At 64.9% G+C, this 23,358-nt stretch carries 29 protein-coding genes; 12 read left to right on the top strand and 17 right to left on the bottom strand.

The genetic code is table 11. The annotated features are described in order from the left end of the window. Positions 1 to 7: 7 nt before the first annotated feature. Entirely contained in the window at positions 8 to 1,732 is a 1,725-nt protein-coding gene (locus KUG38_RS14970; RefSeq protein ID WP_216923021.1) for an ABC transporter permease, read from the bottom strand. A gap of 126 nt (positions 1,733 to 1,858) precedes the next feature. Between KUG38_RS14970 and KUG38_RS14965 the strand changes: the two genes are divergently transcribed. Continuing rightward, positions 1,859 to 2,842: a DnaJ C-terminal domain-containing protein gene (locus KUG38_RS14965; RefSeq protein WP_216923019.1), complete on the top strand. Its 984-nt coding sequence runs from the start codon at positions 1,859 to 1,861 to the stop codon at positions 2,840 to 2,842. Beyond that, a complete protein-coding gene (locus KUG38_RS14960; protein WP_190611575.1) occupies positions 2,835 to 3,146 on the top strand; it encodes a chaperone modulator CbpM in 312 nt (103 codons plus the stop codon). Before KUG38_RS14965 ends, KUG38_RS14960 begins: the two co-directional genes overlap by 8 nt. Positions 3,147 to 3,168: 22 nt before the next feature. On the opposite strand, the gene KUG38_RS14955 is transcribed toward KUG38_RS14960, so the two are convergent. Further along, positions 3,169 to 3,429, bottom strand: coding sequence for a hypothetical protein (locus KUG38_RS14955; RefSeq protein ID WP_216923017.1), 261 nt, complete (start codon positions 3,427 to 3,429; stop codon positions 3,169 to 3,171). Between the two features lie 50 nt (positions 3,430 to 3,479). Next, positions 3,480 to 4,031: a hypothetical protein gene (locus KUG38_RS14950; protein WP_216923015.1), complete on the bottom strand. Its 552-nt coding sequence runs from the start codon at positions 4,029 to 4,031 to the stop codon at positions 3,480 to 3,482. Positions 4,032 to 4,042: 11 nt separating this feature from the next. On the opposite strand from KUG38_RS14950, the gene KUG38_RS14945 reads away from it, so the two are divergent. Continuing rightward, positions 4,043 to 4,702, top strand: coding sequence for an alpha/beta family hydrolase (locus KUG38_RS14945; protein ID WP_216923013.1), 660 nt, complete (start codon positions 4,043 to 4,045; stop codon positions 4,700 to 4,702). A 4-nt stretch (positions 4,703 to 4,706) separates the two neighbouring features. Here KUG38_RS14945 and KUG38_RS14940 read toward each other — a convergent pair whose 3' ends face one another. Further along, positions 4,707 to 5,261: a DUF4236 domain-containing protein gene (locus KUG38_RS14940; protein WP_216923011.1), complete on the bottom strand. Its 555-nt coding sequence runs from the start codon at positions 5,259 to 5,261 to the stop codon at positions 4,707 to 4,709. 485 nt (positions 5,262 to 5,746) lie between these two features. On the opposite strand from KUG38_RS14940, the gene KUG38_RS14935 reads away from it, so the two are divergent. Next, the gene (locus KUG38_RS14935) at positions 5,747 to 5,893 is read left to right on the top strand and encodes a hypothetical protein (protein ID WP_216923009.1); all 147 of its coding nucleotides are present in this window, start codon (positions 5,747 to 5,749) and stop codon (positions 5,891 to 5,893) included. Between the two features lie 40 nt (positions 5,894 to 5,933). Here KUG38_RS14935 and KUG38_RS14930 read toward each other — a convergent pair whose 3' ends face one another. From KUG38_RS14930 to vapB, 3 genes are all read right to left on the bottom strand, one after another. Then, positions 5,934 to 7,133, bottom strand: coding sequence for an EAL domain-containing protein (locus KUG38_RS14930; RefSeq protein ID WP_216923007.1), 1,200 nt, complete (start codon positions 7,131 to 7,133; stop codon positions 5,934 to 5,936). 334 nt (positions 7,134 to 7,467) lie between these two features. Further along, positions 7,468 to 7,866 (bottom strand): type II toxin-antitoxin system tRNA(fMet)-specific endonuclease VapC, encoded by a 399-nt coding sequence (gene vapC / locus KUG38_RS14925; protein ID WP_216923005.1) that lies wholly within the window; start codon positions 7,864 to 7,866, stop codon positions 7,468 to 7,470. Positions 7,867 to 7,873: 7 nt separating this feature from the next. Beyond that, positions 7,874 to 8,110: a type II toxin-antitoxin system VapB family antitoxin gene (gene vapB / locus KUG38_RS14920; RefSeq protein WP_216923003.1), complete on the bottom strand. Its 237-nt coding sequence runs from the start codon at positions 8,108 to 8,110 to the stop codon at positions 7,874 to 7,876. An 82-nt stretch (positions 8,111 to 8,192) separates the two neighbouring features. Between vapB and KUG38_RS14915 the strand changes: the two genes are divergently transcribed. Further along, positions 8,193 to 8,681, top strand: a complete 489-nt coding sequence (locus tag KUG38_RS14915; RefSeq protein WP_216923001.1) for an ABC transporter substrate-binding protein — start codon at positions 8,193 to 8,195, stop codon at positions 8,679 to 8,681. A gap of 32 nt (positions 8,682 to 8,713) precedes the next feature. On the opposite strand, the gene brnA is transcribed toward KUG38_RS14915, so the two are convergent. Continuing rightward, on the bottom strand, positions 8,714 to 8,992 hold the full coding sequence (gene brnA, locus KUG38_RS14910) for a type II toxin-antitoxin system BrnA family antitoxin (RefSeq protein ID WP_286196092.1): 279 nt from the start codon (positions 8,990 to 8,992) through the stop codon (positions 8,714 to 8,716). Beyond that, complete coding sequence (locus tag KUG38_RS14905) at positions 8,979 to 9,242, bottom strand: BrnT family toxin (protein ID WP_094584973.1); 264 nt, start codon at positions 9,240 to 9,242, stop codon at positions 8,979 to 8,981. The genes brnA and KUG38_RS14905 overlap by 14 nt, the downstream gene beginning before the upstream one ends. 99 nt (positions 9,243 to 9,341) lie before the next feature. On the opposite strand from KUG38_RS14905, the gene KUG38_RS14900 reads away from it, so the two are divergent. The 5 genes from KUG38_RS14900 to KUG38_RS14885 all read left to right on the top strand — a co-directional run bounded on the left by KUG38_RS14900 (position 9,342) and on the right by KUG38_RS14885 (position 11,124). Then, positions 9,342 to 9,677, top strand: coding sequence for a hypothetical protein (locus KUG38_RS14900; protein ID WP_216922999.1), 336 nt, complete (start codon positions 9,342 to 9,344; stop codon positions 9,675 to 9,677). A 77-nt stretch (positions 9,678 to 9,754) separates the two neighbouring features. Further along, positions 9,755 to 10,039, top strand: a complete 285-nt coding sequence (locus KUG38_RS14895; protein ID WP_286196091.1) for a FitA-like ribbon-helix-helix domain-containing protein — start codon at positions 9,755 to 9,757, stop codon at positions 10,037 to 10,039. Further along, positions 10,036 to 10,311 carry a PIN domain-containing protein gene (locus tag KUG38_RS14890; RefSeq protein ID WP_286196090.1) on the top strand — a complete coding sequence of 92 codons (276 nt, stop codon included), beginning with the start codon at positions 10,036 to 10,038 and terminating at the stop codon, positions 10,309 to 10,311. The genes KUG38_RS14895 and KUG38_RS14890 overlap by 4 nt, the downstream gene beginning before the upstream one ends. Beyond that, positions 10,308 to 10,433: a PIN domain-containing protein gene (locus KUG38_RS17005; RefSeq protein WP_286196089.1), complete on the top strand. Its 126-nt coding sequence runs from the start codon at positions 10,308 to 10,310 to the stop codon at positions 10,431 to 10,433. The genes KUG38_RS14890 and KUG38_RS17005 overlap by 4 nt, the downstream gene beginning before the upstream one ends. Before the next feature lie 64 nt (positions 10,434 to 10,497). Then, positions 10,498 to 11,124: a hypothetical protein gene (locus tag KUG38_RS14885; RefSeq protein ID WP_216922997.1), complete on the top strand. Its 627-nt coding sequence runs from the start codon at positions 10,498 to 10,500 to the stop codon at positions 11,122 to 11,124. Positions 11,125 to 11,201: 77 nt separating this feature from the next. Here KUG38_RS14885 and KUG38_RS14880 read toward each other — a convergent pair whose 3' ends face one another. The 6 genes from KUG38_RS14880 to KUG38_RS14855 all read right to left on the bottom strand — a co-directional run bounded on the left by KUG38_RS14880 (position 11,202) and on the right by KUG38_RS14855 (position 20,159). Further along, positions 11,202 to 11,624, bottom strand: a complete 423-nt coding sequence (locus tag KUG38_RS14880) for a hypothetical protein (RefSeq protein ID WP_216922996.1) — start codon at positions 11,622 to 11,624, stop codon at positions 11,202 to 11,204. A gap of 97 nt (positions 11,625 to 11,721) precedes the next feature. Beyond that, positions 11,722 to 15,156 carry a TM0106 family RecB-like putative nuclease gene (locus KUG38_RS14875; protein WP_286196088.1) on the bottom strand — a complete coding sequence of 1,145 codons (3,435 nt, stop codon included), beginning with the start codon at positions 15,154 to 15,156 and terminating at the stop codon, positions 11,722 to 11,724. A gap of 94 nt (positions 15,157 to 15,250) precedes the next feature. Beyond that, positions 15,251 to 17,047, bottom strand: coding sequence for a DUF262 domain-containing protein (locus tag KUG38_RS14870; protein ID WP_216922992.1), 1,797 nt, complete (start codon positions 17,045 to 17,047; stop codon positions 15,251 to 15,253). A gap of 408 nt (positions 17,048 to 17,455) precedes the next feature. Further along, positions 17,456 to 18,205 carry a metallophosphoesterase family protein gene (locus KUG38_RS14865; RefSeq protein WP_216922990.1) on the bottom strand — a complete coding sequence of 250 codons (750 nt, stop codon included), beginning with the start codon at positions 18,203 to 18,205 and terminating at the stop codon, positions 17,456 to 17,458. After that, entirely contained in the window at positions 18,192 to 19,448 is a 1,257-nt protein-coding gene (locus KUG38_RS14860; protein ID WP_216922988.1) for a vWA domain-containing protein, read from the bottom strand. The genes KUG38_RS14865 and KUG38_RS14860 overlap by 14 nt, the downstream gene beginning before the upstream one ends. Positions 19,449 to 19,481: 33 nt before the next feature. After that, positions 19,482 to 20,159, bottom strand: a complete 678-nt coding sequence (locus KUG38_RS14855) for a MerR family transcriptional regulator (protein ID WP_216922986.1) — start codon at positions 20,157 to 20,159, stop codon at positions 19,482 to 19,484. A 163-nt stretch (positions 20,160 to 20,322) separates the two neighbouring features. Here KUG38_RS14855 and KUG38_RS14850 point away from each other — a divergent pair, with 163 nt between their 5' ends. Then, positions 20,323 to 21,069: a M20/M25/M40 family metallo-hydrolase gene (locus tag KUG38_RS14850; protein WP_216922984.1), complete on the top strand. Its 747-nt coding sequence runs from the start codon at positions 20,323 to 20,325 to the stop codon at positions 21,067 to 21,069. A 180-nt stretch (positions 21,070 to 21,249) separates the two neighbouring features. On the opposite strand, the gene KUG38_RS14845 is transcribed toward KUG38_RS14850, so the two are convergent. After that, a complete protein-coding gene (locus KUG38_RS14845; protein ID WP_216922982.1) occupies positions 21,250 to 21,501 on the bottom strand; it encodes a hypothetical protein in 252 nt (83 codons plus the stop codon). Positions 21,502 to 21,952: 451 nt separating this feature from the next. Here KUG38_RS14845 and KUG38_RS14840 point away from each other — a divergent pair, with 451 nt between their 5' ends. Beyond that, positions 21,953 to 22,513, top strand: coding sequence for a hypothetical protein (locus KUG38_RS14840; protein WP_216922980.1), 561 nt, complete (start codon positions 21,953 to 21,955; stop codon positions 22,511 to 22,513). 81 nt (positions 22,514 to 22,594) lie between these two features. On the opposite strand, the gene KUG38_RS14835 is transcribed toward KUG38_RS14840, so the two are convergent. Continuing rightward, positions 22,595 to 23,272: an AhpC/TSA family protein gene (locus KUG38_RS14835; protein ID WP_216923109.1), complete on the bottom strand. Its 678-nt coding sequence runs from the start codon at positions 23,270 to 23,272 to the stop codon at positions 22,595 to 22,597. Positions 23,273 to 23,358 lie beyond the last annotated feature (86 nt).

Below are 23,358 nucleotides of genomic sequence, written 5' to 3'. Positions count from 1 at the left end.
GGGGAGCTCACAGCTGGTACCTCCTCTCCGCCAGGTCGTAGAGCGGACGCCACAGCAGGCGGTTGAGGCCGACGACGAACACGCTCATCATCCCGATCCCAAGGGCGATCCGGGGCCAGTCGCCGGCGCCGGTGGCCTGGGCGATGTAGGCCCCCAGGCCGTTGGCCGTGAGGGTGGTGCCGCCCCAGCTCACCACCTCGGAAACGATGCTGGCGTTCCAGGCCCCGCCGCTGGCGGTCACCCCACCGGTGACCCAGGCCGAGAAGATGCCGGGGATGATCAGCTTCCGCCAGCGCTGCAGGCCGCGCAGGTCCACGTCGTCGGCCATTTCCCGCAGGTCGGAGGGAATGGTCTGGGCGCCGGCGATCGAGTTGAACAGGATGTACCACTGGGCCCCGAGGGCCATCAGCAGGATCGAGCCCCAGTCGATGCTCACGTGGGAGCGGATGAAGAGGACGGTGGCGAAGGGGAAGATGAAGTTGGCCGGGAACGAGGCCAGCAGCTGCACCAGCGGCTGCAGCAGGCGGGCCAGGCGCGGGTTGAAGCCGATCGCCACCCCGATCGGCGTCCAGATCAGGGTCGCCAGCAGCAGCAGCACCGTGACGCGGGCGAGGGTGTGCAGCCCCAGATGGAAGGCCGTGGCCACCTCCCTGATCCCGACGGTGACGAGCACGAAGTGCACCAGCCAGGTGAGCAGCGCGCCGATGGCCAGCAGCAGGGCCAGGTTGTAGAGCCGATCGCCCCCTGGCGTCTCCGGCTCGGCGGCGTCATCGCCCACGGTGCCCAGCAGACGGGACATCAACCGATCGAGGGCTTCGAAGGCCGGCGACAGGGCCTGGGCCAGCAGGCTGGGGATCCGGGCCGTGGTGAGCAGGTCGAACACCCACGACTGGGGGGCGTCGCCGGAGCTGCTCTGCTCCAGGCGGAACCGGTCGGACCAGGCCACCAGGGGTCGCCAGAACAGCTGGTCGACGAGCAGGATCACCACCACCATCGTGGCGATGGCCCAACCCAGGGCCGCCAGATCCTGGGCCGCCACGGCCGCCGCCACGTAGGAGCCGATGCCGGGGAGGGTGTAGTCCTGGTTGAGGACGCTGATCGCTTCGCTGGCGGCCACGAAGAACCAGCCCCCGCCAAAGCTCATCATGGCGTTCCAGAGCAGCGGAATCGCCGCCGAGGGCACCTCGAGCCGGGTGAAGCGTTGCCAGCGCGACAGCTTGTAGAGGGTGGTGGCTTCGATCAGCTCCTTCGGCACCGTCCGCAGGGATTGGTAGAAGGAGAAGGTCATGTTCCAGACCTGGCTGGTGAAGATCGCGAAGATCGACGCCGCCTCCAGACCGAGCAGGCTGCCGGGGAACAGGGCGATGAAGCCGGTCACGGTGATCGAGAGGAAGCCCAGCACCGGCACCGACTGGAGGACGTCGAGCAGGGGCACCAGCAGGCGTTCCGCACGGCGGTTGTGGGCCGCGATCGAGCCGTAGATCAGGGAAAAGACGGTGGAGCAGCCCAGGGCAATGAACATGCGCAGGGTCGAGCGGCCGGCGTACTCGGGCAGGTTGCGCGGATCGAGGGAGATGGTCGGGCTGACATCCGGTGGCTGGAAGCTGACCATGGCCCCGGCCCCCAGGTGGGCCACCAGGCCCAGCAGGGTGAACACCCCGAGCAGCACGGCCAGATCGGGCAGCCCGAACGAGGCGCGCTGCAGGGGTTCCGGTAACGGCAGCGGCTTCAAGCGGGTCGCTCCCCGGCGTGGCGAACTGTAAGGGGAGGATCCGGGCGCACCGCCTAGCGTTGCCGAGGGCCTGGCAGCGAGCCGCCGGCCCCTGCAGCGCACGTCTTTGCCAATCCAGGGGTGCCGATGAAGTTCAAGGACTACTACGCCAGCCTGGGGGTGGAGCGCGACGCCAGCGCCGAGGAGATCAAGAAGGCCTACCGGAAACTGGCGCGCCAGTACCACCCCGATGTGGCCAAGGAGGAGGGCGCCGAGGAGCGGTTCAAGGAGATCAGCGAGGCCTACCAGACCCTCTCCGATCCGGAGAAGCGCCAGGCCTACGACGACCTCGGCCGCCACCGCCCCGGCGAGGACTTCAACCCCTCACCGGAATGGGACAGCCGCTTCTCGCGCGGCGGCAGCCAGCAGGAGATGGACCTGGCCGATCTGTTCGAGCGGATGGGCTTCGGTGGTGGCGGCTTCGGTGGCTTCGCTGGCGGCACCGGCGGCACCGGCGGGCCCCGGCGTCAGGGGGCGGACTTCCCGATCCGCGGCCAGGACGTGGAGGTGGCCACCGAGCTCACCCTGGAGCAGGCCGCCCAAGGCACCGAGGTGTCGTTCTCGCTCAGCGTTCCGGTGCTGGGGGCCGATGGCCGGGTCCAGAAGCAGAGCCGCAGCGGCCGGATCCGGGTGCCCCGCGGCGTGGTGGAAGGGGAGCGGCTGCGGGTGCCGGGCAAGGGGGGCGACGGCGTCGCCGGCGGTGCCCCCGGCGATCTCTACCTGGAGGTGCGGCTGGCGCCCCATCCCCGCTTCCGGGCCGTGGGCCACGACCTCTACCTGGAGCTGCCGATCGCCCCCTGGGAGGCGGCCCTGGGGGCCGAGATCAGCGTGCCCAGCCTCGACGGCCCGGTGGCGGTGAGCCTCAAACCGGGGATGCGCAGCGGCCAGAAGCTGCGCCTGGCCGGCAAGGGCCTGCCCCACCGGCGCGATGGGGCGGGCGATCTCTACGGTGTGATCCAGATCGTGCTGCCCGAAAAGATCGGCGAACGAGAGCAGGCGCTGTACCGCGACCTCGCCGAAGCCTCCGCCTTCCACCCCCGCCACCACCTCGAAGGACCCACCGATGGCTGACGATCTGCTGATTCCCGACGACGACGAGGGGTGCACCGTGGCCCTCGAGGAGTTGCTGGCCGCCTCGGGCCTGGGCCACGAGGAGGTGATCGAACTGGTGCAGTTCGGGGTGTTCCGCTGCGCCCAGCACGCGCCGGTGTGGACCTTCCACGTCCACACGGTGCGCCTGGCCCGCCGCGCCGCCCGCCTGCGTGACGACTTCGGCCTCAACGTCTCCGGGATGGCCCTGGCGCTTACCTACCTGGAGCGGATCGAGGCCCTCGAAGGGCGGCTGCGGGAGCTGGAATCGCAGTTGCCGCGGTGAGGGACGGCCCCGACGGAGTCGTCTACAGCCCCACCTTGCGGCGCCCCCAGGCCATGCCGGCCGCATAGCCGATCGCCGGCAGCAGCAGCCCGAGGTTCAAGGGGATCTGCACCACCAGGGCGATGCCCACCAGCCAGGGGACCAGCAGCAGGCAGCCGAAGGCCAGCTGGCTGAAGCGCGAGCGGCGCGCCAGGCGGCCCGAGCCCTGCACCAGCCGGGGGACGCCCTTGCCCAGGCCGTAGCCCAGCAGCACGGTCAGAACGGTGAGCAGGATCGCGCCCATGGTTGGAAGGCAGGCCAGTGGATTCTGGTGCCTGGGAGGCTCGCGGACCCCTATTCGCAGACCGGCACGTAGGGCACCGCAAGCGTGGCGATCGCGCTCTTTTCGGCAAACGCCCCGAGCACCTGCTTGCCGCGCCGATTCACCGTGACGAACCGCCCGGCGAAGGTCTCGTCGTAGACCGAGGTGGCGGAGAGGCCGGCGGCGCGGGCGCGCTTGAGCAGATCGTTCACGGTGCCGCCGGGAATCGCGACGCCGAACGTCGTCCGCACTCCGGCTGAGAACGCGAAGACCCGCAACGTGCCCCGTTCGAACTGGGCCGTGCCGACGATGCCTGCCGGCGCCTTGGGCCCTTTGAGCCTGTAGACGACAGGCAGCGGCGGCCCGCCGAGCTCACAACCGGGGCCCGGATCAGAGAGCCAGCCGGTGGCAGCGGCTTCGGCTCGGCTCATGCCGAGACGCAACGGGCCGATCCCGTCGAGGCGGAGCACCGGGCTTGGTCCGCGCCCGTCGGCCCATGCCGATCCGGCCGCCAGCAGCAGGATGGCCCCCACGGCCCCAAGCTGTTCAGCGCGACGCAGCGAGTGGCCGATCCGGCGTGTCATGGTCTGACTGTATGGGCACCAGCTCCGACACCCGCCTGATCGACGGCCCCGACCACGCCCCGGCCACCGTGCTGCTGGCCCACGGGGCCGGGGCGCCGATGGACAGCCCGTTCATGGCGGCGATCGCCGGCGGACTGGCCGCGGCGGGCTGGCGGGTGGTGCGCTTCGAGTTCGGCTACATGGCGCGGATGCGCGAGACGGGCCGCCGCCAGGGGCCCGAGCGGATGCCGGTGCTGCAGGAAGCGTTCCGCCAGCAGGTGCGGCTGGAGACGGGCGAAAGCCCGCAGCGGCCGCTGTTCATCGGCGGCAAGTCGATGGGCGGACGGGTGGCCAGCCTGCTGGTGGATGAACTGGCCGCCAGCGATGGGGTGCGGGGCTGCCTGTGCCTGGGCTATCCCTTCCATCCGCCCGGCAAGCCGCTGCAGCTGCGCACCCAGCACCTGGCCGCCCTGCGCACGCCCACCTTGATCCTGCAGGGGGAACGGGACACGTTCGGCCGCCGCGAGGAGGTGGAGACCTACAGCCTCTCGCCGGCGGTGCAGGTGCTCTGGATCCCCAGTGGGGACCACAGCTTCAAGCCCACCCGGAGTTCGGGGCTCAGCGAGGCGGAGAACTGGGCGGCGGCGGCGGCGTGGGGTGATGGGTTTGTGCGGGGGGTGCTGGGGGGGTAATCGATCAGCCGGCCTGGTCCCTGAGCCAGCCCCGGGCGCTCACCAGCCGCAGCGCCTCCTGCACCGCCTCCACGCAGCGATGGGACCGGCGCTTCACGTCGTCCTGGCTCTGGGCACGCAGCAGGTAGGCCTGCATCGCCTCCGGCGTTTCGATCACGGCCAGCAGCCCCTTGGTGCGGCTGCCGATGGAGGGCTCAGCCAGCAGCCGGGTGATCATGTTGTGCTCCCAGAGCCGCTGGCCACCGGAACCGGGGGCGAACAGCTGCTCCTGCAGCACCCCCAGGCACCCCTGCCGGAAGGCCTCAAGCTGGCCGGGCCGGAAACGGCGGCTGTTGGGCAAACCCGCCGGCGATGCCGAGGGCGCCCCGGCGCCGTGCTCCACGCTCCAGCTCAGCCCGGTGCCCGGCAGCCCCACGGTGGTGCGGGGGCCACCGGCGCGGGCGACCGGGATGTTGAAAGACGCCCCGCGGCCCCCCAGGGAGATGGAGCTGAGGCCGCTCTTGCCGAAATTGAGCCGCAGGGGGCCGAGGCGGGCGCTGCGGCGGAAGCGGAAGGGCATGGGGGGCGGCTAGCGACAGGGTTGCCTGGCGACGTACCCCAACGGCTTGATGATGCTGAGGGATGCAAGCAGCTGTGCATGACCCTTTGGTTGATCCGCTCTGGATCCCGAGCCGAACACGAAGCGTTCGCCGCCGCGGCTTGGGCGTTGGGTACGCACAGCAAACCGAGTCTGGCTAACAAGATTGAAGCCCCTTGGTTGCCCCATGCTGGGGGCCGACTTGATGCGCTTTCTCCATGTCACGTCATCGCTACCGGCAGAACCCACTGCCACTCGGGCCTGATGCCCCGCCGGTGGAGTTGTACGGGCCGGAGCAGCCCACCCCACCCGGACTGCAGGTGGCGGAGCAGGGTCAGCTGGATGTGGTGCCGCTGGGGCCGCTGTTCGACAAGCAGATCGATTAGGGCGGATGACCCGCCGCTGTTGGTGCACCATCAGGCCAGCCTGGAGTCATCAACTTTGAGAGAGCCCGCGGGAGTGGGCTGTTGGATGACACCACCCAACGCACAGGCCGCCACCAGCAGGCCTTCAACCCCCTTGCGGCGCACGCCGGGATCTGCCTGCGCTGCCCCTACAAGGGACTGGCCCGCTACGGCTCGATCACGGCCTCGCGCTCTGGAGTCGACCGTTGAATCAGCAGGACCGTGGACTGGTGGTTGTCTGGCGATCAGATCAGGGTTTGAGGCACTGATCAATACAGAGCACGAAGGAAGCGCCGCTGGCGTGCTCCAACTTCGTGGCCACGGTGCGGCAGCGCTGGCCGGTGGCCAGGCTGATGTAGGTGTCGGTGATGTGCTCATGGAGACCCGTGTCAATCAGGCTGAAGAAATACTCCTTGTTGGCGTGGTCGGTGCCCCGCGTGGCGGGTGTGAACAGGCGGTTCCTCGACGGGGGGAGACCCTGGCCCAGGTGCGTGTTGCTGATCTGCAGTCCGTCGCCATCGAGCACGTAGGCCGCTTCGATCATGGTGTTGGTGCCTACCCAGTTGGCAAGGGCGCCGTCGAACATTTGGGCAGGGATGTGACGTAGGACTTCACACCCTGTGCGGGCCAGATTGGTCAGATCGAGGCCCTCCATCTGGCGGGCCTGGATGGCGGCCACGGCTTTGACCCGTTGCCGGCGGGCGGCTTCCATCAGCACGGGGTGCAGGGCCGCCAGGTGCAGGTTGGCCGCTGGCTTGGGGCGCGCAAAGTGATAGCCCTGGAAGAACTCTGCTCCGAGGGCGGCGCAGGTGTCCAGTTCTGCCTGGGTTTCCACCCCTTCAGCCAGCACCAGAGTGCCGATGGTTTTCCCAAGTAAGATCAGCGACTTCATCATTTCCTGCTTGAAAAAGTCGCGGTCGACTCCGGCGATGAGACTGCGGTCGAGCTTGATGATGTGGGGCCGCAATTCGGCGATGCGTGGCAGGTTGCTGTGGCCGGATCCCAAGTCGTCAATGGCGATCAGGAAACCCAATTCGCGATGGCGCTCCACGAAGCGTTTCAGGGTCATCGTGTCCTGAACCTTGGTTTCGTTGAGCTCGATCACGATGTCGCTGGGTTCCAGACCCGCGGCCTCGGTGGCCTCGAGCAAGGCTCCCGAGCCTTCCACTCCCTCGTCGATCAATGACGTTTCAAAGTTGAGAAACAGAAAGGGGCGTAGGGACCGGGGCAAGTTGAGATCCCGGTAGGCCTCCATGGCCCGGATGCGGCAGCGGCGATCCAGCTCCAGCAGCTTCCCAGCCTTGCGGGCCTTGGCGAACTTCTGTCCGACACCCATGAGCGCCGGGCGCGCGAGGGCCTCCAGGCCCACCACGGAGGTTTGCTTGAGGGAGACGATGGGTTGAAAGTGTATGGCTAGCTGATTCGATGGGAGGATCGCAGAGACCTCCATCGTTGGCTCCATAAGTTCAGCGTGAACCATTGAGCGTGAAAGACAGCGGAATACATTTGTAGCGAGCCAGCAGCATTGAACCCTAGGGAACATCTGAAAAACGTACTAAGATCAACCAAAATTCAAGACTGAGACTGGAGCGGGTGGCCGTCCCCCTCCAGCTGGGCTTTTCGGACCACGAGCACATTCACGCCAAAAGAGGACGCGTCGCCAGCGCTTCTTGGATGCGATGGAGGCCACGGTTCCCTGGGCAAGGTGTTGGGGCAACTGGAGCCCCAGCCGCTGATCGAGCTGGAGCTGGCCCTGCGGGGTTGGCTGGAACTGCCCTGAAGGCTCAGACCCAGTTCTCATACAGCAGCCCCTCCACCCGCGCAAACTCGCGCAGGTTGTTGCTCACCAGGGTGAGGCCCTCGCTGCGGGCATGGGCGGCGATGTGCAGATCATTCACACCGATGGGCGTGCCGCGAAGCTCCAGGGCAGCGCGGATCTGGCCGTAGTGCTGGGCCGCCTTGGGCCCATAAGCCAACACCTCCAGGCGACTGCAGAAGTTTTCCACCACGGCCAGAGAACGCGGCGGGTCGGAACTCTTCTCGGCGCTATGCATCAACTCGGCCAGCGTGATCGACGACATCGCCAGATGGCTGGCGTTGCGGTTGAACCGCTCCAGCAACGACTCCGGCCGCCGTTTGATCACATCGATGCAGATGTTGGTATCCAGCAGATAACGCAGCATCGGCGAATCAGAAGGGCTCGCGTTCGCCTTGCTCCTGGGAAGCCCGCTCCTCCGGGAAGTCGTCGGGCACGCTCGGGCCACCATGGAAGAAGCTGTCCCAGCTGCGGCCAAGTGGCGCGATGATCCGCTCCTGGCCGCAGGCACGGACCTCCACCTCCGTGACGGAGTCGGGAAGCCGCAGATGGGCCGGGATGCGCACCGCCTGGCTGCGGTTGCTCAGAAACAGCTTGGTGACAGCCCGCATCGACCCGCTTGGATATACAAAGAGTCTATCCCGGGTTGACGCCCGCCGCTGCCAGGATTCCCAGCAACGCCAGCACGCCCTCATGCCCCTGCCCCAGCTGATGCCGCTGTTGGCCGCGGTGGCGCTTGCCCCCTGCCCAGCTCCGGTGAAGGCCCAGCTGGATGGCCTCTACCGCTGGCAGGTGGCGCGGCAGGACCTGAGCGGACCAATCGAGCTCAAGAGCCAGAAAAGCCGCTTCACCGATGGGCTGTACCAGAAGCTGCGGCGTGCCTATGGGCTCGATCCCAACAGCGGCAGCTTTGTCGACTTCGATCTGTTCAGCGGCACCCAGGTGGGGACCTTCGGCGCCAAGGTGCTGGGCTGCACCGCCGCCCCCGGCGGAGGGCTGGAGGCCCGGGTGGCCGTGCAGGCAGGCCTGCGCAACCGCCCCGCTGAGGCGCCGCAGCTGTTGCGCTATCAGCTGGTGCGCGGCCCCGCGGGCAGCTGGAAGATCGCCGACATCGTCTATGCCCACCCGGCCGGGTTCCGCCTCTCCAGCTATCTGGCTGAGCTGCTGGGACCCAAGCCCTGATCAGCCCCTGCAGGTGCTGGGGGCAAGCGGATTCAACGGCTCTCCTGCGCTGACGATTGGCCGCTGCCGGCCGGAGACGACGCGTCAGGACGCCCTCGCTCAAGTCGCTCCGCGAGCCAGACCTTGATGATCGACTGGCGGGTCACGCCGAGGCGTGAGGCCTCACGGTCGAGTTGCTCGACCATCCAGAGGGGGAAATCCACGTTGACCCGCTTCTGTTTCACGGGGGCTCGACGGGCGCCGTTGAGATCGAGCGCCTCCAGCACGGATTGACCGGCATCGAAGCGGCGATCGAATTCAGAGCTGTTCATAGAGCTGGACCTCCTCCAGGCGGGAGCGACGGACGGAAATGAGGCGGATTGTCGAGCCGCGGTAGGTGATCACTGCCGACCAATGTTTGCGATGGATCTTGCCAATCACGAGGAAGCGCGGCTCGCCAGTTGTGCGTGCAGGGACCTCAAGCAAGGCTGGATCGCTCCAGAGGGCTTGAGCCTCGACGAAATCGATGCCGTGCTTGGCCAGATTGGCCTCGCTCTTGACCGGGTCGAACTCCACATCCATTGTGAGCTGATTTTATACCTTTTCCGCTCTCAGCGGCATCTGGATCGCCGCCTCCACCTGATGCCAGGGCCAGACTTCAGCAACCCATGCTCCGGAACGATGGCGCACCCGTCTGCCGCGCAGATCGCCCGCCTGGGGCGCCAAGGGGTGGCCCTGTTCTTCGTGTTCATGCTCAGCGCCGAGCTGCCTGGCCAGATCTTCCACCTCGTTCAGCACCTGATCGGGCCGGGGCCGAACGCCATCGGGGAAACCCTCGAACACCTCGCGGTGCTGCTGGCCTATCTGTTGGCCCTGGTCTGTGCCCTGTTCCTGGCCCAGCAGGAGCTCTGCCGCACGCGCCTGCTGGCGTCCTATCCGCCACACGAGCCCGTCCCCCTCGCCATGCATGTGCTCGGCCTGGTCTGGGGGCTGGTGGCGGTGTTCCTGCTGCGCTGAACGGGGCGCGTTCAAGTTGTGCCTGGACCCAGCGCTCGAACCTGACCGCCAGAGCTAGCGTTGCAAGCACTGACAGCATGGCCTGCACGGACCTCGTGATGGCCAGCCTCACGATCCGCAACCTCGACGACGCCACCAAGGCCCAGCTGCGACTGCAGGCCGCCCGCCACGGTCACTCGATGGAGGAGGAGGCCCGCAGGATCCTGCGCGAAGCCGTGATGCCGCAACCCGCTGGCTCTGACAGCCCAGGTCTGGGAAGTCGCATCCACGCCCACGTCGCCGACCTCGGTGGCGTGGAACTGGATCTGCCCGCGCGGGTTTCCATGGCAGGGGCCGCCGTGTTCACCGAGGAGCCAACGTGATCGTTCTCGACACCCATGTGATCGCCGAGCTGATGCGGCCCCAGCCGGAGCCGGCGGTGCTGGCCTGGGCGGATGGTCTCGTTCCCGCGGAGGTGGGCATCACGGCGATGAACGAAGCGGAGATCCTGCACGGTCTCATCCGGCTGCCGGAGGGTCGTCGCAAACAGGCCCTGCTGGATAGCTGGCAAGCGTTGGTGGCGGCCCTGCTTGGCGATCGCGTGCTGGCCTTTCACCGGGAGGCCGCCCACTGGTATGGCGAGCCGATGCGGTGATCGCCGCCACCGCCCTGGCCCAGGGCGCCCAATTGGCCACCCGCAACGTGAGTGACTTCACCCGCCTGGGCCTTGATCTGATCAACCCCTGGGACCAGCCCGAACCCCTCCAGCCAAAGTAGCAACAGTGCCACTGCAACTGTAAAAGCAGGCTAGAATCCACGGCCCCTCGCCCCAGGCCGCGCCATGACCGATCTCCCTCCAGTGGCCCAGCGGTGGCTCGACCAGCTCACCACCAGCACCCGCAACATCGACAGCCTCGTGGCGGAGGGATTCCAGGGTTGTTCCCTGCTGGATCTCCTGCCTTGGCTGGACGGGGGCCAGGGCCTGGCCGCCATTGAAGCGATCGACTGGGTGAAGAGCCAGCCGGACGAGGACGATGACGTGGCGCTGATGACCGCTGATGTGGAGGGCCTGGACAGGCTTCTGGAGTGGATGCTCGAAACCCGCGGCAGCTGCCCGATGGTCTACGCACCGGAGGAGGACGTCGTGGTGCCGGACGGGATTCCCCTGCTGCGCCCCACGGCCTACAACCTGCCGGAGGGTGTGACCTCCGATGAGGTGTTGGATGAGGAATTCAGCGAGAACCTTTCAGAGTTGTTCGCGGCCATCAAGGACTCCTATGGGAATCACGCCCACCTCTACAGAATCGACTATGGCCAGCTGGTGGAGACGATCGAACAGGGCATCCTCCTTGTCGGTCAGTTCATCGATCTCAACGACGGTGAACTGTTTGACTTCAGCATGGACTCCATGAATCAGCGGATTCGCTACCAATCCACTGGCCGCTACCACGAAGGCTTTTCTGCCTGATCCGGCACAACTGATTGATCTGCTCCGATTCCGCCACTGTGTTCGAGAGGCATTGGGGACGGCTGTAGGGGTGGGCTTCAAGATCCCTGACCGTCCTCATACCAGACGGAATTGCGCCCGTTGCTCCTGAAGTCTTCAGTGAATGCACGAGCATTCCGGAAGGCCACGACGATGCGCCCTTTCTCGACGCATTCCTGTACGTGGGCGCGAGCAGCTTGTATGGGATAGGAGACCTTGTCTTTCGAGTGTTTGAGGATCTCGTGCTCGACGTACTCATCAAGACGCTTTGGGTCCATCACGTGCGTCGCATCCGGGTCAATCTCAGCGGTAAGCAAGAAGTGAAGCCCATGGAGCGTGCCAATCCTCAAGATGCGCTCACTGCGTACGCGGTCCAGCGATGCGCGCCAGAATCCAGTGATTCCGTGGCGTGAGCCGGATGGCTTGGCCAGTACAGAATCGACCACCGCATCGATCAACCAAGACTTGACGTTGAACGACATAGGTCCCTCCGAGGGCTCAACTCAGAAACACAATGGATCAGGATGGGCTGTTCCTCAATGGATGGAGAAGGGCATTCCCTTCAGTTCGGCTGAAATCTCAGCGACCCTCTTCCATCGAGACTTGGATCAAGCGGCACAACCGATTGATCTGCTCCGCCTCCTCCACCGTATTGGCAATCCCGCTCACCAGGCCGGGCGAGCCCACCACGATCGAGAGGCAACGGGCACGGCTGATCGCCACATTCAGGCGGTTGGGTTCCAGCAGAAAACCCAGCCCGCGGGGGGCGGCGTCGCCGTCGCTGGCGGTGAGGGAGTGGATGGCCACCGGTGCCTCCTGGCCCTGGAACTTATCCACCGTTCCAACCCGCGCACGATGACCCAGCCGGTGCTGCAGATGGTTCACCTGCACGTTGTAGGGAGCGGTCACCAGGATGTCGTCAGGGGTCAACACCCCGCTGCGTTCGCCGCTGCCGGAGGCATGGCGGTAGCTGGAGCCCAGCAGCGCCTCCACCAGCTGGGCGATGCGCTCGATCTCCTCCTCTGAGCTGACACTGCGGCCGGAGTGCTCCACCGCCTCGAACACCAACCCCTGGCCGGGCAGGATTACACCGTGGCTGCCGGTGCAGGGCTCCCGCCAGTCGATCCGGTTGATGGCGTTGGCGGGGCTGGCCTGGAGGCGGCCGTCATAGAACAGCTCCGAGACCATGGCGGTGAGTGAGGGCTCCATACGCCAGCTGGTGGCCAGGAACACGCCCCGATCGGCAGGAACGACATGGGCGTCCTGCATCAGGTACTCCAGGCAGGAATCTCCACTGTCCCCAGGGTGATCGGCCTGGGAGGGCTGGGACAGCTGCTGCTGGTCCCCCACCAGCAGGATCGAACGGGCGCAGCGGGCCATCACCAGCAGGTTGGCCAGGGAGACCTGGCCCGCCTCATCCACCACCAGCAGATCAAAGGCGCCTGCCACCCCTGGTCGGCAGAAGGTGAAGGTCGTGCCGCCCACCACGGCCATGGCTTCTGTGAGCTGGTCGGGCTTCACCAGAGCAATCGGGGTGCCCGCCAGGGCTGGGTCGTCGTTGTCACTCCTGCACTTGACCACCGCCTGCGCCAGGCCTTGCTCGCTGATGACGGCCTGGGTCTTGAGCAGCAGGTTGTTGATGGCCGCATGGCTGTTGGAACTGATCGCGACGCGCTGACCCCGGCGCACCAGTTCGGCGATCACCTGGGCCGTGACCATGGTCTTGCCGGTGCCGGGCGGGCCCTGCAAGGCAAGGGTTTTGCCGCTGCTGGCTTCCAGGAAGGAGGCCAGTTGCTCCACCACCGCTGAGGGCTCGGCGCGGACGAGCGCGTTGAGCGCCACCAACTCCGCCACAGGTTCACGCTCGAGCAGGTGACGGATGGGCTCGGGCAGGGGCTGTTGATCGTGGACCCAGCCCTGGGCTTGTTCATCGAGACGCTCACGCAGGCTTTCACTGATGTCGGCGGGCACCTTGATCAGAGCCACCGGCGTGCGGGGGAGGTCCACACGTAGCCCCTCGGCGACAAGTCGGTCCCGCTTGCGCCAGGGAAACTTGAGCGTCACCAGACCCTGCTCCGCGTCCAGGTCGTCCACCCCCAGTTGCAGCCCTGCTTCCGGGATCTCGAGATTGAGTCCGCTTTGCCCCGCTTGGGCCCGCAACTTGAGCGGTTGGCTGGGATCAAAGCGGAAGCTGTGGTAATCAGCGCCGGTGCGGGCGCTGGTGCGGCTCTGCATCGATTCCCACACGGCCCCTTCGATGGCCTCGCCGTCGCTCTCCAGATCCCCTGGGGACTCCAGCGCTTTCTGCTTGCGATCGAAGTACGCCCACCAGGCCACCTTGGCTTCCCGGTGGTGAAAGGGGAGCAACTGGGCCAACAGCCGTTGCACCCGCCAGCTCAGTCCCCGGGGGCCTAGTTGCTCTTGCTCCTGAAGTACTGCTTCTGGTGCATCGACGGCGGGATCGCTCTGGAGCGTTTCCGGCAGCTCGGCGATCAGCCCTGCGGCAAGGGCCTCCAGGGGCCAGGGTTCTTTCTCGGGCCTTTCTGCCTCTTCCAGTTGGAGGGGTTGCTCGGGCAGGCCCTGCTCGAAGCGCAGCTGGAGCAGCCAGTCATGGAGGTAGACGGTGGATTCGCAGTCCTCCCGGTTGTAGTCCTCGATCGCCTGCAGCTGGGGGCTGGCCTCAGGGGCTGGACCCGGCAGGGGAGGTTCACCCGATGCCTGCCAGTTGGTGTAAGCCACCACCGAATCCCCGGCATTGGTGACGTCGGCCGAGCGGGCCCCCATGTAGAGGTGCTCCACCTTCTTGATCGAGTAGCTCTCCTCGCCCAGCACGATCGCGTTGGTGACCACCGGCAGCAGATCCACCAGCAGCCCTGAGCGCAGCCATTCATCGATCACGGCCTCCCGGGTGGAGTGCTGCTGGGCCAGCCGGCGCATGGCCGTCTTCTCGTAGCTGGCGTAGTGGTAGATCCGCAGCCCAGGAAACTGACGACGGCGGTCCTCCACCCAATCAACCCATCCCTCGAAGGCCTTCTTTTCCTGCAGTGGAGAGTGGGCCCACCAGGCCTTGAACTGGGGCGAGCCGCCGGGCTCATCGCGATAGCAGGCGCCAAAGAGGTACTCAAGCTTCCTGGCGGCGACGGCATCGTGTACCCCCTCCATGTCAAACCAGATGTCGCCCGGGTCGGCAGCGGGCAGGGCTGACAGACCCTTGCCCGGCCTCAGGGGCCGTACCCGATAGGCCGGTCTGCCGGCGGCATCGGCGGGGGTGAGCTGGAGTTCGGCCTGCTGCTGAAGTTCATGGAGCGCCTCGCGGGCCAGGCCAGGAATGGTGGTGCCTGGAGCCAGCGCACTCAGTTGCTCGATCGTGTGGATGCCGGCGGCCTTGAGCTTGAGGCGCTGGCTCTGGCGCAGGTTGGCCACCAGCACCAGATCCCGCTGGGCGATCAGGCGCTCCTCGATGAAGGCGCCCCAGCTGCCGTGATCACCGGGTTCATCCTCCGGTGGTGCGGCGGGATCGAAGGCGGCGCGAAAATCGCGGTAGCGGGCCCTGAGCTGTTGGTACCAGGCCCAGAAACGATCGGTGTCGAAAGACTGGAAGCGACCACCACCGAGAAACAACTCGAAGCGATCGGGACGGTGCCCCAGCAGAGGGGTCATCAGTTCGGCGTAGGCGCAGGCCTGGACCACAAAGGTGGTACGGGGCTTGCTGGCCAACTTGCATTCGATCGGGATGTAGCTCCAGTCGCCCAGATCGGAGGGCCGGGGAATCCTGCGCAGCACGTCTGCCGAGCCGCGGATCTCGCCGTTGTTCAGCGAGGCCTGATGGATGAAGTCAAACCCTGCTTCCATCGCCTCGCGGGTGGCGACGTAATCCGCCTCGTTCTGCTTGCCGGCCAGGCGGGCGATACGATGGCCCTCGGCTTCCAGTTGGTCGAGCAACACCTGCTCGAGGCGCAGGCCATCGGCGAACAGTTGCTCATCAAGGCTGGAGGGAGGCGGTTGCTCGCCCATGAACAGACCCCTGGCCTTGAGTTCTTCCCACCATGCACCGATCCGTGGACTGCGGCTGAAGAGGGCGAGTTGGCTGGGGGTTGAAATCCGTCCTCTACTCGACATGCTGAAGCTGCCATACTTCCGATAGCTTTTGGCAATACTCTGATTGCCTTAGCTCAACTACGCTCGGAGTCCAGCGACCATTGACACTAAGCACATTCGTTGCGGTTGGAAATGTAGTGACACTTCCGACACCCTCCGACCTGCCACCGAAGTAAGTGGCTTTCTTAGTGGTAAAATCATAGTTTTGAGCCTGAGAGTTTTTTCTTTTGGAAAGCAGGATTAGATTTCCAATCCTGTTGATCCAAGAACCATGCTGATCTACTGACCAGTCCTCGCCCCAGTAGTCTGTAAGTGTCTGGGGCAATACGTGCTCAATTGTTATGATCCTAGATTTTAGACATGGACTTAGCCCACCTTCTGCCAATGCGCAGTCCAGTCTGATCATCACGTATTGAGCGTAAGCTTCACCATACAAGTCGCGATTGATTGCAGCCAATACGGATTCAGCATCCTGTGGAGTTATTGAATTGGAGGCGACGGTTAGCGCTTCGTCATGGCTTTCTTCAAGTGCTTCTAGTATGGGCTTGTAGCGACGAGCTCGAGCATTTACATTCTCGCGCAAAAGCAGGGAGCATGCCGCAACGCGCTCAAGTCTAACTATAAACTCCTTCGCTTTGATCTCATTATCACGGTAGCGACTCAAGAACATAATAGCCGGCGGCTGCCAATCTGAATTTGGAATTCGCTTGAGCAGGGGGAGCATTACATCGTTTATAGCTTCAGATATCGAGTGACTTCGAGCGTTGAATGAGTTATCAAGGATGGTCGCATAGGCTTTAGAGCAGGGAACCAGCTGTTGATTTATAAACGCCTTTGCTCCAGTCTCGTTCAACGGATTATGACTGTTCTTCAGCACGTCCTTTTGAAAATCTGTGAACAAGTTGCTACTGGAGCGTTGCTTCGCATTTATTCGATGGATATGGGTAAAGAGTAATTCGAAAAACTTGCGGTTCGAGTCGTATTCCTCACTCCTTTCAGGGCTTAGCTCCGTCAAGCTTCCTTCCTCTCGCTCCCATATCTCTGTATAGTGTTGGATTTCGGAATCCGATATCTGCTCTAAGAGTATGGCTTTTAACAGGTCAGATACGCCTAATGGCAAGCCTCGATTATTCATTGTGGAAAATATTCTATATGCACTTCTGAAGTCGTCATCAGAAATTAGAACTAGGCGAACTTGATGCAAGATGTATTTCAGAAACTCTTGTGGAAATCTGGCTTTGTCGGCCGTCGCCTTGATCATGCTCTCAAGCCTATTTGCAAATACTTCAGCATTATTTTTAATGCACTGTTGACTACTGGAAAGTGATGTTCGCAGCTCACGAAGGCGTCGGATGCCGCCATCTACCACTATCATCTCATGGAAGAAGACTTGATCAGATTTTCTTATTACTAAGCCTTTGCTTTGAACACCCATAAAGTCACGCAGAAGGATCTGTCCAATATCTGAGCGAACTTGATTCAGGTGTTCTGGAACTAAATGGCGAATGACTGAGATTAGAATTGAAAGAGATGTCAATCTTTGCTGGCCATCTACGATCTCAGACTTAGGTGAGCCCTCTTGTTTTACGATGACTACGCTTCCCAAGAAGTAATCACTATCCGGATTGTCGCCATATGCATCCAAGAGATCATCAACTAGCTGCTGAGCCTGGTTCTTTTCCCAAGCGTATGGCCTCTGATAAGCAGGTACTACAAACTGATAGTCTTCAGGCCTTAGGATCTCTCGTATTGACTTTTGGGAGGCTGCGATAGACATGCTTCGGTTGTTATTGAATAGGCCGGCCACACCAATGGCAGAAACCCTGAAGATACTAGCAGAGATTCATCGCGATGAGATCTTCCCTTGCCACCACTAGAAATGACTGGCACCAGTTAATCAATCAGCCGAAAGTCGAATTAGACTCAAATCAAGCATATTGATAAAATTTGTCCGCATCACGTCGGGCCCAAAAAGTCTCATCAATTTTCCAGCTGTCATTGACCCTCCCTCATCTAACCGTGGCACGAAAAGCATGGCGGCCATCGGCTTGATCCTCCGGGCGCTCTCGCTTTATGCGCGCTGTTACATAGCCGTGAAATCAGCCACATCCCCGCAACACCACGCCTGAATCCGACTCAGGCATCGGTTGGTGCCAGGTCAGTGTGTCCTTCAAGGTCAGTGCCTACGAAAGAGGTGAGAGCGCCTCGTCGAAAATCAGGTAGTGATGTGGGCTGCAGATTGACGCAGCCACAGTCTTGGAGAAACAGTCCGCGTAGCTGAGCCGTGCCTCACGGCAGATCTTCTGTTGCCTGATACGTCCGCCTCCTCAGGTGGGTCAGATGGAAGTTCAAGCCGCATCGTCGTCAGCGTCCCACTCAAATAAGCCCCCGTATCAATCCCAATCCGGTGCGGCAGGCGCGTCACCTTGAAGTCATGCCGAAACGTATGCCCATGCACCACGGTGTACGGCAACCCATGGGGCCGGCTCAGAAACGGCCGCCGGATCCAGATCAGATCGTCTGTGGCCTGGTGCTCCAGACGGATGTCGGGGCGCACGCCCGCATGGACGAACAGATAGCGGCCGCGGATTGCCGTGTACGGCAGCTGCTCAAACCAGGCCTGGCGCTCGCGGGCCAGGGGCAGGAGGTCGGGGTTGGCGCCGTTGCACAGCCACAGCTCCACGTCCTCATCCGGCGCTCTTCGCGCCATCGCCTTCAGCAGCATCTGCTCGTGGTTGCCCCGTAGCACCGTCACCGCCGCCAGCCCGTAAGCGCCGGGGTTCTCCTGCAGCTGCCACACCCGCTCCAGCACCTTTCGATCGCCATCGGGCTCAGGGGACCTGTCAATCAGGTCCCCCAGGAAGATCAGCTCGGCGCCTGAATCAAAGTGCGGGGTGAGTTCCTGCTCCAGCAGGGAGGCGCAGCCGTGCACATCCCCGATCGCCACCACCTCAGGTCTGCTCATCGTCGCTCTCCCACACGTTGAGGCTGGATCGCTGCGACTCGTTGCGCAGGCGCTTGCGGCCCCGCTTCGGGTCGCTCTTGAGCAAGGCGAGCTTTTCGCTGAGCAGGTCGAGCTCCCGAGTGAGCCTCGGGGTGGCAGGCATCGCCGACAGGTCGCCGAACAGCTTGCCCAGGCTGGCGCTGGCGCTGATGACATCCCCTCGATCCAGATCCGCGATCACTTGCCGGCGTTCCCGGTTGGCCCGCAGCAGCGCCAGCTGTTCGGCCACCGCGTCATCGGGCTCCAGCTGCTGGATCTCCTCGCTTTCCATCACCGGCAACTGCAGGTGCTCGATCAGGCTCTGGCGGTCGCCGCTGCCGGGGGCCTCCCAGGCCAACCTCACACTGAGGATCTCCTGGTTGGGGACCCAGGCGGGCAGCTCCAGCCGCAGGCCCACGTTGAGCTCCTGGCCGGCGCGCAGGTTGGGCAGCTGGTGGTTGCCGGCTCCAGTGGGCTTGAGGTCGTTGAGCAGGTCGACCACCTCCGCACCGTGCTTGCCCCGCAGGCCAATGCTCACCCGCCGCCCGAAGGTGCTGGTCAGCCCCTGGAGCTCGGAGGCGTAGAGATCGGCCAGCTGGCTGGGGGTTTCGATGTGGGCCAGGGTGCCGTCCCCCGCCGCGGCCATCGCCCCCATCAGGTCTTCGTCGAAGTCATCCCCCAGGCCGAAGGCGCTGGTGCTGATGCCCCGCTGGGTGAGGCCCGCCACCTTGGCGGCGATCTGGTCCTGGTTGGTGAGGCCCTCATTGGCCTGGCCGTCGGAGAGCAGCAGCACCCGGTTCATCGCACCGGGATCGAGGTGCTCGGCCACCTGGGTGGCCCCGGCACGCCAGCCATCGAACAGGGCCGTGCAGCCGCCGCTGTGGATCGTGTTGATCGCGGCGATGAAGGGCTGGGGATCGGCCACGGGACGCGAGGGCACGACCACGTTCACCTCATCGTCGAAGCTGACGATGGCGAGCCGATCGCGGCCGGTGAGCTCACCGGCCAGGAAGCGTGCCGCCTTGCGGGCGTAGCTGAGCTTGGTGCCGGCCATCGAGCCGGAGCGATCGATCACCAGGGCCAGGTTGAGCGGCGGTCGCTCGCGAAGGCTGGCTGCGGCGGCCACCGGCGGCGGGGTGATCGTGAACAGCAGATCGAGGATCGAGGGGCGATCGGAAGCCACCGCCGGCCGCAGGGGCCGGAAGCGCAGGGTGGGACGGGTCATGGTTGGGGAAAGCGGTGGGACGGGGGAAATGGTTCAGCGGGAGGCGTCGTCGAGCAGGGCGTTGAGGCGATCAAGAAGGTGCTGGAGCCATTGCTGGCGCCGGGGGCCGGCAGGAGGAGGCAGAACGGAGTCGCGGACGTGGACTTCGATGCCGGGGGCAAGGGTGAATCGCAGCCAGCGGCTGCCGTTGTCGCTGGAGCGGGATCCGGTGGGGGTGCGGTCGGAACGGGGGCGGGAGGACAGGGGTTTGTTGAGCATCCCAAGGACGGAGCCCATGGGCGTGGCTTTTCGTGCGAAGGACGGAGAAGCGTCGGCCGGAGCATCGGTGTCGTCGGCCGGCTCCGAAAGATCCCGCAGGTACCGCAGGGCCTCGTTGCCGGTGGCGACGGAGGGAGCGGCGGCCGCCGCCCCCTCGCCATCGAGCTGCTCCAGTTGCTGCTCCAGATCAGCGTCGGCCAGAACGCAGAAGGGAGCAATGGCGGAGAGGCTGAGGCCGCGCCGGGCCAGGGCGCGCACCAGCACCAGTTGCAACAGGTGCCGGTGGCCATACACCGCGCTGCGTCCCTCCTTGCCGGGGCGATCGATCAGCCCCTGGGTGGCATAAAGGCGCACGGTGCGCGGCGAGATCTCCTCATCCAGCAGTTTGCCGGCGACGAGGAGGAGTTCCTCGAGGCCGTAGAGGGCGTCAGCTGGAGCGAAGACCTTGACCATCCCCTAATTATCCACACTTGCAGTGCAGGTGTCAAGCGAGTAGGCTTCGTGCCCCATCGGCCGCCCCGCCATCGACCACCCCACCCCCGACCCCGCGCCCCTGCTGGAGCACCTGCAGCACCTGGCCCGACCTCGCCACGCCCGCTGGGATCCCATCGGTCTGATGGCGGTGCGCGCCTATCTCACCGAGCAGCTCGGCGCCCTGGGGCCGGTGCAGGAGCACCACTTCCGTGAGGGAATCGATGCGGGCACCAACCTGATCCTCAAGCTCCCCGGCCAGCGCCCGGAGCTCGACCCTCTGCTGGTGGCGGCCCACTACGACGGCCCCCTGCACTCCATCGGCGCCGACGACAACGCTTCGGGCCTCGCAGCCCTGATCGAGCTGGCCCGGCATTGGAAGGCCCACCCACCCCGGCGGCCGGTGTGGATCGTGGCTTTCGACCAGGAGGAATGGGGCATGCTCGGCAGCACGGCCCTGGCCGGCGAGCTCAAGGCCTGTGGCCAGAAGCTCGAGCTGATGGTGAGCCTGGAGATGCTTGCCTACACCGCCGCCACCCAGAGCTATCCCCATCCCGCGATGCGGGCGATCTATGGCGATCGGGGCGACTTCATCGCCGTGGTGGGCAACCTGGGCGCCGCGACAATGTTGCCCGGCCTGGCCAGCCGCATGGGGAAGCACGTGATCACCAAGGTGCTGCCGGTGCCCGATGCCGGCCGGGCGATTCCCGATGTGCGCCTCAGCGACCACAGCCCCTTCTGGGATGCGGGCTACGACGCCGTGATGGTCACCGACACCTCCTTCATGCGCAACCCGCATTACCACCAGATGAGTGACACGATCGACACGCTGGATCTGCCGTTCCTGGCGGCCGTCACCGAGGGGTTGAAGGCGGGGCTGGGGGTGTTGTGAGCCAGAGGGTTTCAACCGCGCCGAGACTGGCTACGAGCGCAAGCCTTCAAGCCCCTGGCCAATGAGCAGGCGCTCAGCAGTTAGCAGATCCTAAAACGATCCCGTGCACACCGCTTCTTCCTGGGCGGAGACTGGGACGTGGCGAGTTGCGAGTGACTGCAGTCTAGGTCGCCTCCATGCTCATTGCCCTGGTTCAATCAGTGCATTGATGGAGACCCAGCGATGGCCGCGACTCGGGTCATCGCTCACGATCAGCACCACGGTTCCGCAAGCTGGCGTGAACAAAGGATCATCATCAGATATATCATGGGAAGCGATGCTCTTGCGGTACTGGTTGCGCTTGTCGATCAGGATCTCCAGCAGATCTGAAGCGCCCCATTGGGATCCGGGACCACCGCAGGGATACCGGCCAAGCAGATCAAGGATGTCCACGGATTGAATCACGGGGATTCGGCTTGGGTCCCAGACAAGAATGGCGTGGGGGTCCACGTGATTCTCATCCCGGGCCCGCTTGAACGGCCCGTCCAGGAGGGCAAGGAGCAGCTCGTCGCTGCGGTTGAGATTCTCAGATGGCAATGTGGTGCTCCAGGTGGTGTTTGTGCTCCAGTCCTATCAACCGGAGGCACCAAGTGACCGTTGGCTGGTCATCAGGAAGGCGACCCATCACAGGGCCGTCCTCAAACTGATGGGCTCACAGCTGCACCCCTCGTGGCCGTGGAAAGCATCAGCTGGGACGAAGAACTTCTCACGGACCTATTGACGCACACTTGCACTGCAGGTGTCAAGCCTTGGCTGGCGACTCGGCAGCCTCTGGCTTTGTTGCTGACAGTCGTCTCTGGTCCTTCGCAGGGAGAATCACCTAGGTCCAGCCGTGCTGGGGAGGATGGATCCCGCCGCAGACCCGTCGATGGAGCCCACACGCGACAGCCTTCTGTCCTTCTACGCCGAGCGGATCGGTGGCCCCTTCCCCCTGAGCCTGTTGCCTCCCGATCAGCCGCTGCACTGGCAGGGGCAGACCCTGTTCGGCACGGCCCGGGGCACGGAGCCGCTCTACCTGCTGCAGGGCACGATCGATGCCTTCCTGAGCGCCGCTCCCCTCGGCACCTTCTGCGTGGGCTTCTGGGGCCATGGCCTCAACAGCCACGCCTTCTACTACCAGCGCCGCGAGCCCTGGGGCAGCCTGTTCCTGCGGCTGGCCTACGGCGGCTTCGACGACGACAAGGAACGGGACGCCCGCCGGATCAGGGGCACCATGGAGTGGTTCGCCGGCTTCCTGCCGATCGTCAGCGAGCGGGCCCGCCACTGCATCGTGGTGGATTCCATGGGCGACGCCCTGTTCCGGATCTGCCTGCACAACGGCCAGGTCATCGAGGGCGACGGCCCCCTGTTTGAGCCCGGACGGGGACCGGCCGAGGCGCTGCGTCCACTGCTGGAGGAGCCTTAGCGCCGGCTGGCCTGGGAACGCAGCAGACGGTCCGGCGCCTCCAGAGGCACCACCCGGACCCGGGGGTTCCCGCCAGCCACCTCAGCCCAGATAGGGATCCAGGAAACTCAGCGGCCGGGCCATGGTGGCCGAGAAGCCGAGGATGCCCCGGTCGCGGTAGCTGTAGAGGAGGGTGTCATCGGCCTCCAGCAGATAGGTGCCGCCGCGCTGGGTGAGGAAGTCGTCGCGGGGGACGTAGGTGCGCCAGTGGCCCAGCACTTCGGCCATGTTGCGCAGCCGCACGGTGGCCAGCTCGAAGGGGCGCTGGAAGCCACGGCCGCCGGCCCGGGCGAAGAACGAGCCTTTGATCGGCGGCAGGGGACCCGCCTGGATCGTCTCGTCGTCGGCGATGCGCTGGGGGGCGCTGCGATCGCCGGTGTAGCCGCGCAGCACCTCGGCCAGGGTGCCGGGGGAGCCGAGGCCGGCGCACATCAGCAGCAGGTTGGGCCAGGGCCCGCCGGCCTGCTTCAGCCCCTCGTAGAGCCCCAGGTCGCGGTGCAGATGGGGTTCGGCGTCCACCTGCAGCCGCCCAATCGGGAAGCCGGTGAAGGCGCAGAAGCGCTCGCGGCCCGCCGCGTCGCCGATGCCGATCGCCAGCACGGTGATGCCGGCGACCTCCAGCTGCGGCAGTACCGGCACCAGGGCCTGGGCGTACTCGAGGCTGTCGAAGTCGCCCAGCTGGCTGAGCAGCAGCACCAGCCGGCGGCGGCCGGGCCCCATGCCCTCCGCCGCCGCCAGCCGCTCCAGCAGCAGGGCGGGGGCGGGCGGCCGGGCGGCAGCAGCGGGGGCGGCGGTCACGGGCAAGG

Origin of the sequence: Synechococcus sp. CCAP 1479/9 (genome assembly GCF_019038535.1) — a bacterium.
Lineage (GTDB): Bacteria > Cyanobacteriota > Cyanobacteriia > PCC-6307 > Cyanobiaceae > Cyanobium.
Note: the sequence above shows the minus strand (reverse complement) of the source record. Positions and strands in the feature narration are given on the sequence as shown.